At 64.0% G+C, this 12,828-nt stretch carries 7 protein-coding genes; all 7 read left to right on the top strand.

The window, feature by feature from the left end; translation table 11 throughout:
• The first annotated feature begins 11 nt into the window (after positions 1-11).
• Positions 12-2,453 (top strand): prodigiosin MAP biosynthesis protein PigD, encoded by a 2,442-nt coding sequence (gene pigD / locus F1609_RS29475; RefSeq protein ID WP_206752975.1) that lies wholly within the window; start codon positions 12-14, stop codon positions 2,451-2,453.
• A 49-nt stretch (positions 2,454-2,502) separates the two neighbouring features.
• Complete coding sequence (gene pigE / locus F1609_RS29470; protein WP_167080757.1) at positions 2,503-5,016, top strand: prodigiosin MAP biosynthesis aminotransferase PigE; 2,514 nt, start codon at positions 2,503-2,505, stop codon at positions 5,014-5,016.
• Positions 5,017-5,029: 13 nt separating this feature from the next.
• The gene (locus F1609_RS29465) at positions 5,030-6,049 is read left to right on the top strand and encodes a methyltransferase (protein WP_167080755.1); all 1,020 of its coding nucleotides are present in this window, start codon (positions 5,030-5,032) and stop codon (positions 6,047-6,049) included.
• 47 nt (positions 6,050-6,096) lie between these two features.
• On the top strand, positions 6,097-6,375 hold the full coding sequence (locus F1609_RS29460; protein ID WP_167080754.1) for an acyl carrier protein: 279 nt from the start codon (positions 6,097-6,099) through the stop codon (positions 6,373-6,375).
• On the top strand, positions 6,372-8,315 hold the full coding sequence (locus F1609_RS29455) for an aminotransferase class I/II-fold pyridoxal phosphate-dependent enzyme (RefSeq protein WP_196785508.1): 1,944 nt from the start codon (positions 6,372-6,374) through the stop codon (positions 8,313-8,315). The genes F1609_RS29460 and F1609_RS29455 overlap by 4 nt, the downstream gene beginning before the upstream one ends.
• Before the next feature lie 152 nt (positions 8,316-8,467).
• Complete coding sequence (locus F1609_RS29450; RefSeq protein ID WP_167080752.1) at positions 8,468-10,096, top strand: D-alanine--poly(phosphoribitol) ligase; 1,629 nt, start codon at positions 8,468-8,470, stop codon at positions 10,094-10,096.
• Entirely contained in the window at positions 10,089-12,818 is a 2,730-nt protein-coding gene (locus tag F1609_RS29445; protein ID WP_167080750.1) for a beta-ketoacyl [acyl carrier protein] synthase domain-containing protein, read from the top strand. The genes F1609_RS29450 and F1609_RS29445 overlap by 8 nt, the downstream gene beginning before the upstream one ends.
• The last annotated feature ends 10 nt before the right edge of the window (positions 12,819-12,828 follow it).

The following is a 12,828-nucleotide window of genomic DNA, read 5'->3' as shown; positions in this document are numbered from 1 at the left end:
GGGACGAAAATATGGATATGACGGCTATAGGCGTGGTGGTTGTCACGCGCCGCCGCGAGTTCTTTGAAACCGGTTTCAGTGTGTTGAACGATGTGCGCGGCGAAGTATTCCAGCACGTGGAAATTGATGCCGACATCGACTATGCGCCAGCGCAGTCGGTGTCGAACCCGGTCTATCGCGAGGCGTGCGACAAGGCGGTGCGCTTCCTCGCCGCGCGGCGGGAACGACTGGCGATCAAGGTGATCCAGGCCGACAGCCTGGAGGCGGCGTTCGACAAGATTACCGCCGCGCCAACACCGGGCGGCTGCCAGATTGGCATGCTGTTCATCGATTACGCCGATCCGCTGTACGATGGCATCAGCCCGCAAGAAATCGACCAGCAGCTGGCCAGCTTCCACGCGCGCCTGCAGGAGGCGGCGGTGCCGGCATTGTGCTCCTCGTTTTCGACGGCGGTATTCACCTCGCCGCACCAGAACCGCATCCGCTACCAGCCGATGGAATACATCGAGTGCATCCTGCCGGCCGACAGGGCGGTGCTGCAGACGGAGTTGCTGTGCCTGTGGATGGATTTCCTCGAACTCAGTTATGTCAACCGGCGCGCCAAGACCGACACGCGCGGCCTGCGCAGGAATACGCTGGCCGGCTTCCTGACCGGCTTCCTGTCCGGGCGCGCCGGCAGCGACTGGCTCGGTTTTTACTTTACCGGTTCGCTGGTGTCGAATCTGATCAGTTATTTTGAAGTGGAAGCGAAGCGGCTTGGCGCGCTGGTGCTGCGTGGACCGAGCGAACACAGCCTGGCTTGCGGCGCGATGGCCAACTGGCAGCTTTACAAAAAGCCGTTCGCAGTGATCGTTACCAGCGGCATGATCGACGAATTCCGGGGTACGCTCGCCAACCTGCGCGAGGCGCGCGCCAAGGGCTTCATCGTCTGCGCGGAAAACCGTGCCAGCCAATGGTTTGCGTTCCAGGGCACGATTTCCCGCGACGAGGATACGCGTGCGGTGCTGCAGGCGCGCGGCATCGCTTATGTGTACATGGAAGACGCCGGCAAGATCGCTGAAGACCTTCGACGCGCGGTGGCGCTGTACGACGCGGGGCAGGGGCCGGTGGTGCTGCTGGCGACGCAGGCCGTGCTCGACGCCGGCGACGAACCCGATCCGGCGCTGTTTGCACCTGCGCTCAAGGAGTGCCCGGCAGCGCCCGACGCGGCGATGCAGGATGTGTTGCAGGACGTGATGCGGATCATCAACCAGGGGCCGGAACGGTTGCTGTGGCAATGCGGGCCGATGGATGAGGAAGAACTGGCCTTGACCTTGTCGATCGCCGAGCGTGCCGGCATCGCGCTGACCGATTCGCTTACCCATCCCGGTTCGGTGCCGAAGTACCGCGACGGCAAGCGCATTCCAAATTACCTCGGCACGCTGGCAGTGTACGGCTACAGTCCGCGCGTGTACAACTACTTGCATACCCGGGACAAGCTCAATCCGCAGTCGCAGCAATGCCTGTTCTTCATGAAAAGCAAGCTTGGACAGGTCAGTACGCCGTTTTCGGAAGGCCGGCTCAAGCGCAATCTGAGCATCGTGCAACTGACCCGCAACGCCGCCCACATGTCGCCTTTTACCGACCATGGGCTGGTGATGGATTACCGTAGCTTCCTGCGCCATGTGGAGCGCCACCTCGACGTGTCGCCGGCCTTGCGCGAACGCCGCTGCCGGCTGATGGCGTCGGTGCCGGACACGCCGTCGGATGTGGCAAGCAAACTGCCGGCGACACCGATGAGCCCGAACTATTTTTTCGCGCGCCTCAATCACCTGGTGGAAAAGCTGATCGTCGAGCGCGCTTACGACTACACCGGCCTGTACGACGTCGGCCGCTGCGGCATCTCGGCGATCCGCAATGTTGCGCGCACCCGGCGCGGCTTTTCCGGTTGGTACGGACGGGCGCTGATGGGCGATGCGCTGCAGGCCACGCTGAGCGTCGCGTACACCAGCGGCACCAACGTGGTCGCCTTCATCGGCGACGGCGCCAAGGGCCTCGTGCCCGACATCCTGCCGAGCTTTATCGAGAACGCGCTCAATTATCCGGACCGCATGCGCAAGAACTTCACCGTCTTCTACTTCATGAACGGCGGCCACTCGGTGATCAGCACCTACCAGGAGCGCATCCTGTTCAACCGCACCTCGCGCCAGATGCGCCTGGTGAACCTGATGTCGGCGGACTGGGAAGAAGACATCTGCGGTCTGGAGGTGTGCGCGCGCACGCTCGACAGCTTCGATGCCGACATGCTGGCCGAGGCGCTGCAAAAGCCGGGGCGCATCAATCTGTTCTCGGTGGTGGTCGGGCATAACAACGAAGGCGACGGGATCAGCCTGGCGACGGCGACGGGCTGGCAGCGCGATGAGATGCACAGTGAGCCGGCTGCCGTGGCGGACGCTGCGCCCTTGATCGCCTGACGGCGGCTACATGAATGATTCCCATATGAAACCAGCATCAGGAAAAACAATGAAATTTGGATTCATCGCACATCCGACCTCGGTCGGACTCAAGCGTTACGTGAAGATGCTCGACCTGCTGCAGCGTCAATCGAAAGACCTGCAAAGCGGCTACCAGCGTGACTTGTGGCGCCACGAAAACATGGTGCCCTTCGTCGACTTCGGCCAGATCCGTTCCGCCGCCGGCGCCACCTGCGAAGGCATCGTGCACTACCTGCCGCTGACCGCCGATGAAATGCTGGCGTCGGCGCGCGAGGTGCAGGAACGCATCTTCGAAGGCATCGATACGCTGGGCAAACAGGGCGCGCACCTGGTCGGCCTCGGCGGCTTCACCTCCATCATCGGCAAGCGCGGCCTGGTCACCGCCGAGCGCGCCAGCCTGCCGGTCACGAGCGGCAATTCGCTCACGACCTATGCCGCTTACAAGGCCCTGCTGCAGGTGTTCGAATGGCTGCAACTGCGCCCGCAGGAGGCACAGGTGGCGATTGTCGGTTACCCCGGCTCGATCTGCCTGTCTCTGGCGAAACTGCTGCTGGCGCAAGGCTGCCGCCTCGACCTGTTGTACCGCAGCGGCAGCGCCAGCCGGGAAGAATTGCTGGAACACCTGCCGGCAAAATGGCATGCGCAGGTAACGCTGCGCGACAGCATCGACGACTGCTATGCGAACAACCGCCTCTTCGCATCGGCTACCTCGTCCGGCGACGTGATCGACGAGGCGCGCCTGCTGCCGGGTTCGATCGTGGTCGATATTGCCTTGCCGCGCGATGCGCTCCGCAGCACGCCGCCACGTACCGACACGCTGGTGATCGACGGCGGCTGCATGACCGCGTCGGCGCAGGTGAAGCTGGGCGGGGAATCATTGAACATGGCGATCAAGCAGCAGATCAACGGCTGCCTGACCGAGACCATGGTGCTGGCCCTGGAAGGGCGCGCCGAGTGCTTTTCCATCGGGCGCACCCTGGAGCCGGAAAAGGTGCTGGAGATCGGTGCGCTGGCCGAGCGCCACGGCTTTTACGCTTTCCCGCTGGCGTCCTGGGGTGAGCGCATCAATGAGAAAATCATCAGCGGCCTGGCGCGTTATCACCGGCGCCAGGAGTCTGCCGCGGCACCCGCCGATGGCGGCGAACAGCGTCGTACCCAGACGCTGCAGCGCTACCGCAGCCACATCAATCCCATGCTGGCCGACTTCCTCGGCATGCAGCGCTGCGATCATGTGTTCGATCGCGCCGAGCAATGCACGCTGACCGATACCGAAGGCCGGCAATTCCTCGACATGGTGTCCGGCTACGGTTGCCTGAACCTCGGCCACAATCCGCGCATCGTGACCGAGGCGATCCGCAAGTTCCTGAGCGATTCGACGCCCAACTTCGTGCAATACGTGTCCTTGCCGCAGGAAACCTCAAGGCTGGCCGAGCGCTTGTGCGCGATTGCGCCCGGCGAACTCGAGCGTGTGTTCTTCAGCAACTCCGGCACCGAAGCGGTGGAGGCGGCGCTGAAACTGGCGCGTGCCGCCACCGGCCGCACACGCTTCGTGTACGCCGAAAACAGTTACCACGGCAAGACGCTGGGCGCCTTGTCGGTGACCGGCCGCGAAAAGCACAAAAAGCATTTCCGGCCGCTGGTGCCGGGCTGCGTCGGCGTCGCTTTCGGCGATCTCGAGGCCTTGCGCAGCGAATTGATCTCCGGAGAGGTGGCGGCCTACATTGTCGAACCGATCCAGGGCGAGGGTGGGGTCAAGCTACCGCCGCCCGGTTACCTGGCGGCGGCGCAGGAGATCTGCCGCCAGACCGGCACGCTGTTGATCGTCGACGAGATCCAGACCGGGCTGGGACGCACCGGCCGCATGTTCGCCAGCGAGTGGGAAGGACTCGAGCCGGACATCATGGTACTGGCGAAATCGCTGTCGGGCGGCTTGATCCCGATCGGCGCCACGCTCAGCAGCGCGCAGGTCTGGGATGCCGCCTACGGCACCATGGGCCGTTTCCTGCTGCACACATCCACCTTCGGCGGCTGCAACATCGCCGCGGTCGCCGGCCTGGCCGCGCTCGACGGCCTGCAGCAGCAGGGCCTGGCCGAACGCGCGGACCAGCTCGGTACCTATTTCAAGGCGGAGCTGGAAAAAGCCACCGAACGCTATCCGTTCATCGCCGAAGTGCGCGGGCGCGGCCTGATGCTCGGCATCCAGCTCGACAACGATTTCGCCGGTGCGGTGGAAGCCTGCGCACGCGAATTCGGCACGCGCCTGCCGGGCGACTGGCACCTGACCTACCGTTTCTTCCCGGATGAAGTCAAGCAGCACCTGGCCGCTGCCATGAGCAAGATGGAAGAGTCGCTGGCCGAGATGTTCTGCATGCGCTTCGTCACCAAGCTCAGCAACGACCACGGCATCCTCACCTTCGTCACGGCCAATAGTTCGACCGTGATCCGTATCCAGCCGCCGCTGGTGATCAGCCGGGAAGAAATCGATCACTTCGTGCGTTCGTTCGCGACCGTCTGCGAAGACATGTCCACTTTCTTAAATTAATGGGAACCGCAACATGGAAATGAATAAAGAACAGATCGTTGACTTGATGATGGGATTTTTCAAGACCAAAACGATCACGTCCGCCCTGGAACTGAAAATCTTCGACGCGCTGGAGCAAGGCCCGGCGACGGCGCAAGCCATTTGCGGGCACCGCAACATTCCGCTGCAATCGGGCAAGCGCCTGCTGATCGCCTTGACTGCCATCGGCCTGCTGGCGAAGGAGGAGGATCATTTCCGCCTCACCCAGGCGGCGCGCGACTACATGGTGAGTGGTTCAGCGCAATGGCTGGGCTGGCTCGGCCGGCATATCGATACCTTCCTGTATCCGCTGTGGTCGCATACGGCGCAAGGGGTGCGTGAGGACAAGGATCAGCGTCGGGCGGCGTTCGGCGATGACCGCAGCTGGTTCAGCATCCTGTACCAGAACCCGCAGGATGTCGTTGATTTCCAGGAATTCCTCGGTATTTTCGCGCAACCCTTTATCGAAGGCATGCTGGAAGGATTCGATTTTTCCGGCTACAGGAAATTCATGGATATCGGCAGCGGCATCGGCACCTTGCCGATGGCGGTCGCTGCGCGCTATCCACAGCTTGGCCTGAGCATCTGCGAACTGCCGCAGGCGACCAGCTTCGTGCGCGACAAGATCGCCGGCAACGGATACGCCGAGCGCATCAAGATCGTGGCGGGCGACGTCATCAGCGGCACCATCCCCAAGGGGGAACACGACCTGATTCATCTCGGCTGGATGCTGCACGACTATGCGCCGGATATCCAGATGCAGATCCTGCGTCACATCCACGAGGCGCTGCCGGCGGGCGGCACCTTCATCGCCAGCGAGACCCCGCTGGCCGATGACGAAAGCGGCCCACTGTTCACGTCGCTGCTGTCGATCAACATGCTGGTGTCCACTGACGGCGGCATCGAATCGACCTGCGCGCAATACCTGCAACGTTTCACCGAAGCGGGCTTCGTCAATGCCAGGGCGCAGGCGATACCGGGGCCGCGCACCTTGTTCATCGGCGAAAAGCGGTAATAAGCGTCTGTCAGAACCCTGAAACCCTCATCTAGCGAGAGAACACCATGTTAGGAAACAAGCTTCTTGCGTATATCGCGGAGAACTACCTCGGCGGCGAGTCCCAGCAGTTTGCGCTGGACACGCCCTTGCTGGAATTGAACATCATCGATTCCAGTGCCTTGTTCGATCTGGTCGACCTGCTGCGGCGGGAAGCCGGCGTGACGGTGCCGCTGAAGGCGGTCGTCCCGAACAATTTCAAATCGGTGCAGCACATGCTCGATCTGGTCGAGCGCCTGCAAAGCGAAAGCCGGCCGGCACTGGCACAAGTAGCGGGGGTAGCATGATGAACGACCAGGTCATCGACCATATCGCAACGCCCGACGCGGGACTGCGGGCGTATGTGCTGGACATGTTCCAGACCCACACCGGCTACGCACGCGCCGACCTCGTGCCGGATGCCGATTTCGAGGGCGATCTCGGGATCGACTCGGTGACGCTGGCCACCACCCTTGCGGAGCTGTACAAGGCGCTCGGCCTGCCCAGCCGGCAAAATCCGCAACACACAAGCACGATTGCGCTGGTGCTGGCGCATATCGGGGAGTGCCTGGAACAGGATGGAAAGACGCTTGCCTTGCCTCAGCGAGCCTGGGTGCCGGAGCACGCAGCCGATGCGTTGACGACGGCGGTCATCGCCGCCTACAGCCGGCACACCGGTTACAAGCCGGGCGAGCTCATGCCGGATGCCGGGCTCGAGAGTGATCTCGGCATCGACTCCGTTACCCAGGCAGCCGTGTTGTCCGAGCTTCCCAGGTTGCTTGGGATTGCCGCCGTCACCTTTCCGGCAGGGTTGACCAGCATTGCACAGGTCATCGCGCATCTGCGGCCTTTGGTGCAAGCGGACATGCTGGAACCGGCAGCGCCGGTAATCGCAGCGCCGCCGGCGACGGAAGAAAAGAAGTGGTCGGCGTTCATGGACAACCTCGGCCATGCCGACCCCGGCGCGCTTTCCGTGGCGCCAGAGCCGGCAGCGGACGACGCCCGGACGATGCGCGATTTCGTCCACATCCCGCATCGCGACCTGTTCCATAAGGCGCGCGAGTTCAATACCTTCTATCAGCGCAAGCAGCAAGAACAGTTGTACTGGTACGGCATGCCGCTGGAATCGCGCTGCAGCAACCGTGCGGTGATCTACGACGAGGTCAGCGGCAAGCGCCGGGAATTCCTGATGTTTGCGTCGAACAATTACCTGGGCCTGGCGAATCATCCGGAAGTGATCGAGGCGATCGTCAAGGGCGTGCGCGAATACGGCGCCACCAATACCGGCTGCCGCCTGATCGGCGGCACCAATGTGCTGCACATGGAACTGGAGCGGCGGCTGGCGAAGCTCAAGGGCAGGCAGGCATGTATCGTCTACCCGTCCGGCTATTCCGCCAACCTGGGTTGCATTTCCGCGCTGGCCGGGCAGAACGATCTGATCTTTACCGATGCGCTGAACCACATGAGCATCCAGGACGGCTGCAAGCTGGCCGGCGCAGCGCGCAAGATTTATCCGCACGACCTGGACGGACTGGAAAGAATCCTGCAGAAATATGCCGACCACGACGGCGGCAAGCTGATCGCCACCGACGGCGTGTTCAGCATGCACGGCGATGTGGTCGACTTGCCGCGCCTGGTCGCGCTGGCGAAGCAATACGGTGCGCGGGTGCTGGTGGACGACGCGCACTCCACCGGTGTGCTCGGCCGCACCGGTTCGGGCACCACCGAGCATTTCGGCATGAAGGGCGCGGTGGACCTGGAAGTCGGCACCATGAGCAAGACCTTGGCTGGCGTCGGCGGCTTCGTGTGCGGCGACGAGGAGGTGGTCGATTACCTGCGTTTCTATTCGCATTCCTATGTGTTTGCAGCCACCATCCCGGCGGCGGTCGCGGCCGGCCTGATCGCCGCGATCGACGTGATGGAGCGCGAGCCGCAGCGCATCAGCAAGCTGTGGCGCAACGTCCATCACTTGCGCGGCCATTTGCTGGAAGCCGGGTTCGACCTCGGGCATTCCGCCAGCGCGATCCTCCCGGTGGTGGTCGGCGATGACCGCCAGACGCTGGAATTCGGACGCGCGGCGCGTGCCCGCGGCATGTATTGCCAGACCGTGGTGTTCCCGGGCGCCGCTGTCGGCGATGCGCGTTTGCGCATCAGCGTGAGCAGCGAGCACACGGCCGATGATCTCGACGAGGCGGCGCAGATACTGGTCGATGCGGCCAAGGAGGTGGGGGTGGCGGTGCGGGGATAGGTGTTCAGGTGAAGGACTGACGGTTCCTCCCCCTCTGCAGGGGGAGGTGCCCTATCCCGGATGGCAATGTGCGTGCACGGGAACGGCACAGGACCGCTGACCCTCTTTTTTTACAAAGAAGTGAAGCACCTCAATCTAATTGACAGAAGAATATGAGCACTCCAACCTTCACCCCCGTCATTGATTACCTGCGCACCTCGGCGCAGGAACATCCCGATCGTCTTGCATTCGTTGATCCTGACGCCATCAGTTACAGGCAGTTCTACCAGGCCGTGCGCCAGCGCGCCGCCCATTTTGCGCGCCATGGAACACAGCCTGGCGACCGCGTCGCCATCTGGCTGCCGAAATGCCGGGAGTATGCCTTGTCGCTGTATGCGGCGATGGAAATCGGCGCCGTCTATGTGCCGCTGGACGGCACCCAGCCGGCGCAACGCGCAAGGAAAATCCTGGACAGCGCCGAACCGGCGGTGCTGGTCACGGATGCCGCGCATTTCCGTGCGCTGGACGGCTGGCGGCGCGATACGCTGAAACTGGTGTTGATCGTTGATGATGCGCCTTGCGATGATGCGCCGCTTGGCGACACGGCGGTGATGCAGCTTGCCGCAATGGCGCCGCCGGTCGAACTGCCGCCACCATGCGCCGCCGGTGTGGACGATCTCGCCGCCATCCTGTTTACCTCCGGCTCCACAGGCGTGCCGAAAGGCGTGCGGATCAGCTACGCTAACCTGCACAGTTTCATCGCCTGGGCACTGGCGGAATTGAAGCTGACGCCGCACGATGTCGTCGCCAACCATGCCGGGTTTCACTTCGACCTGAGCACCTTCGATTACTTCGCCGCCGCCGCGGTCGGCGCTGCGGTATGGATCGTGCGCGAGGACGAGCAGCGCGATCTGGCGGCGCTGATCGCCGGCATCCGGCGCCACCAGGTCAGCATCTGGTACAGCGTGCCGTCGGCACTCGCGCTGCTCGCTGGCAGCGGCGAGCTGACATCCGAGGTGACTGCATCGTTGCGCCATGTGCTGTTCGCTGGCGAGGTATTCCCGATACGGCAACTGCGGGCATTGAAATCCTGCCTGCCCGCGGCATGCGCGCTGTATAACCTGTACGGCCCCACCGAGACCAACGTCTGCCTGTACTACCAGGTGCGCGACGAGGACATGGCGCGCGACAAGCCAGTCTGTATCGGCAGTACGCTGCCCGGCGTGATGGCGAAAATTGTCGACGCCGACGGGCAGCCGGTCAGCGGCGAAGGTGCGATCGGCGAACTGCTCGTTTCCGGCGCGTGCGTGACGCCCGGCTACTGGCGCCGCCAGGAACCGGAAAATCACATCAACCACCTGCACGGGCGCCATGCCACAGGCGACCTGGTCGGCATCGAGAACGGCTTGCTGTACTACCACGGCCGCAAGGACCGCATGCTCAAGCTCAACGGCAACCGTATCGAGCTGGGCGAAATCGAAGCGGTGCTGGGGGCGATGCCGGGTATCGCGGAAGTCGCGGTCGTGGCGGCGTGCGCGGGGGATACGCAACACCTCGTTGCCTGTTACACGCTGCGGCATGCCGGCGAACGACTTGGCGTGCTCGATATCAAGCGCTACTGCGGCGCCCGGCTTCCGCGCTACATGATCCCCCGGCTTGCCCGGCAACTGGAAGCATTGCCGAAGAATGCGAATGGCAAGATCGACTACCGCGCGCTGGAGCAGCTCACGCGCGGCACCAGCGACAGCGCCGCCATGCCGCATGCGCACGAGCGCAACGACATCGTGACCGCCGATGCATAAGCCGCCCGATTTCGAGCCGATCGCGATCGTCGGCATCGGTTGCCTGTATCCACAGGCGCGCGGCAAGGAGGCGTTCTTGCGCCAGCTGCAGGCGGGGACGTCGCACTTTGCGCCGCTGCCGCTGGCACGTTACTGGGACACTGACGGCGCCGTGCGCGAACAGTTGCGAGGATGGCACGGCGCCTTTTTCGACGAGATGGAATGCGATTTCAAGCGCTTCCGGATTCCGCCGGTCTACCGCAAATCGGTTTCGCACATGATGTTGATGCTGTTGCAGGTGGCGGACGAGTGCGTGCGCGATGCCGGCTATGACAAGCGCGCTCTGCCGCGCGACGACGTGGCCGTCATGTGCGGCACCTGCTTCGGCTTCGACAGCACCATCGCCAACGCCTTGAAGGTGGACGGCGTGCGGCTGGCGCATGAACTTGCTGGCGGCGCCGATCAATTTTCGCGCCTGAAGGAGGCATTGCGCGCGCGCTTCGGTTCCTCCTCGCATGACCGGGTCGGCGAAATGGCAAGCAGCATTCCGGCGCGCATTGCCTCCTTCCTGTCGCTGCGTGGTCCGGTGCAGGCAATCGAATGCGCAGATGCGACCGGCTACGCGCTGCTGGAGGCAGCCAGCCTGTCGCTTCACAGCGGCCAGAGCAGGGCAGTCATCGTCGCCAGCGGACAACGCATCGAGAGCCTTCTGACGCCCTTGGCACTGGCAAGAAAGGGTTTTACCGGCGCTTTGGGCGGCCACCCTTTTGCGCAGGACGGCGCGGGCACGCCCATGGGCGAAGGCGCCACCGCGCTGCTGCTCAAACGCTGGTCCGATGCGCGCCGCGACAAGGACCGCATCTACAGCGTGCTGCGCGGCATGGGTGCGGCAAGGCAGGACGCGCCGGGGGCATTCGCTTATGCGGTGGATGGCACGGCGGCGTTCCATGTGATCAATGAAGCTTGTGCACAGGCGGACGTGACGGCGGCGCAGCAACAGTATATCGACTGCGTGCTGCCCGGCATCGGCAGCCAGGCGCCGCAGTTGTTGAGCGTCTTGAGCGATGCCTGTGCGCAAGGCAAGCAGCGGCCGCTGCACCTTGGCGCCAGTGTCGCCACATTCGGTCATACCTTTGCCAATGCGGCACTGGCCGCGGTAGCAGGCAGCAGCCTGGCCTTGCACGAAAAAACCTTGCCGCGCATGCGCAGTGCGGCAGCGCTGCATGCGCGTGCCGGTATGGCGTATCCCGATGCCGCGATGGCCTGGCCTGGCGACGCGCCGCAGCTTGCCGGCGTCTTTGGCAGCAGCCTGACCGGCGTGCAATGGCATCTGCTGCTGTCGGCGCCCGACAGTGCCAGTCATGCATTGCCGTCCGACAGGGTGCCTGCGCAAGAACGGCAGGAAGCGATTGCGATCGTCGGCATCGGCGGCGCCTTCGGTCCCTGCAGCAATAGCACCGACTTCGCGCAGCGCCTGTTCGACGGCCTTGATGCAGTGCAGCCGCTGCCGGAAAGCGTGCTGCCGCGCGCCGCCTATTTTGGCGAAGGCGAGGCCGCTGTGCTGTCGAGCTATGCGCAATACGGCGCCGACCTCAAGCAGCGCGCCCTGTACGATGCCGGTCTTGCCGCATATAAAATATTCCCGAAGCGCGCTGCCGGGCTGGATATCGCGCAAAAGCTGACCCTGCACGTTGCCGCCGAAGCACTGGCCGATTTCGGCCTGGCGCACAAGCGCGGCAAGCTCGGCCGCACCGCGGTGATGCTCGCCTCCAATCTCAGCCTGGGCCGCGAGCGCGAACTCGCGTGCCGGCTGCACGCGCCCGAACTGGCGCGCACCCTGGGAAGCGTGCCCGATGGCGCGACGGCGGACAAGGGCATCGATCATTTCACGCTGGACGGCTACCTTGCCAGCGGCAGTGCGGCACTGGTGTCGGCCTGCTTCGGCCTGGCCGCGATGCCGGTCGCGCTGGAAGCGGCCTGCGCGTCGTCGCTGGCAGCGTTCAACAATGCGGTGCTGGCCTTGCGTCGGCATCGCTACGACCTGGTGCTGGCCGGCGGCGTCGAATTGCCGGCCAACCTGCGCGATCTGGTGCTCTGTTCCTCGCAAATGATGCTGTCGCAACAAAGGATAGCGCCGTTCGCCGAGCATGCCGACGGCTTCTCGCCGGGCGATGGCGCGGCGCTGTTCGTGCTCAAGCGGCAGAGCGATGCGCTGCGCGACGGCGACCGGATTCATGCGACGATCACCGGCGTTGGCGGCTCCGCCGATGCCGTGTCGATGACCGCGCCCGATCCGGACGGGCAGGCGCTGGCGATGCGCCGCGCCTTCGCGCAGGCCGGCTATGCGCCAGCGAGCGTGCAGTACGTCGAAGCGCACGGTACCGGCACGCGCCTGGGCGATCTGGCGGAACTGACGTCGATCGGCAGCGTGTACGGCGGCGCGCGCGCAGTGCCGCTGCGCATCGGTTCGGTCAAATCGAACATCGGTCATACCTTCGCCGCCGCTGGCGCCGCCGGCTTGTTGAAAACGGTGCTCGCCTTGCAGCGGCATGCGCTGCCGGCCACCTTGCTGCGCCGCCGGATCGATCCGCAGTTGCCGCTGGCGGGCATCCCGGCTGAACTGGTGACCGTCAACACGCGCTGGGATGCGGTCGACGGCTGCCGGCGCGCGGCGGTCAGTTCCTTCGGCACCGGCGGCATCAATTACCACCTGCTGCTGCAAGCAGATAGCGGCGTTCACTAACCACGGGAGT

The organism is Massilia aquatica (genome assembly GCF_011682045.1).
In the GTDB taxonomy this organism is placed as follows: Bacteria; Pseudomonadota; Gammaproteobacteria; order Burkholderiales; family Burkholderiaceae_D; genus Telluria_A; species Telluria_A aquatica.
This window is presented reverse-complemented; position numbering and strand designations above follow the sequence as displayed.

Bases quoted from the DNA above. Each gene is read 5' to 3' on its own strand.
- pigD (WP_206752975.1), top strand. From the start codon at position 12: ATGGATATGACGGCTATAGGCGTGGTGGTTGTCACGCGCCGCCGCGAG.
- pigE (WP_167080757.1), top strand. From the start codon at position 2,503: ATGAAATTTGGATTCATCGCACATCCGACCTCGGTCGGACTCAAGCGT.
- F1609_RS29465 (WP_167080755.1), top strand. From the start codon at position 5,030: ATGGAAATGAATAAAGAACAGATCGTTGACTTGATGATGGGATTTTTC.
- F1609_RS29460 (WP_167080754.1), top strand. From the start codon at position 6,097: ATGTTAGGAAACAAGCTTCTTGCGTATATCGCGGAGAACTACCTCGGC.
- F1609_RS29455 (WP_196785508.1), top strand. From the start codon at position 6,372: ATGATGAACGACCAGGTCATCGACCATATCGCAACGCCCGACGCGGGA.
- F1609_RS29450 (WP_167080752.1), top strand. From the start codon at position 8,468: ATGAGCACTCCAACCTTCACCCCCGTCATTGATTACCTGCGCACCTCG.
- F1609_RS29445 (WP_167080750.1), top strand. From the start codon at position 10,089: ATGCATAAGCCGCCCGATTTCGAGCCGATCGCGATCGTCGGCATCGGT.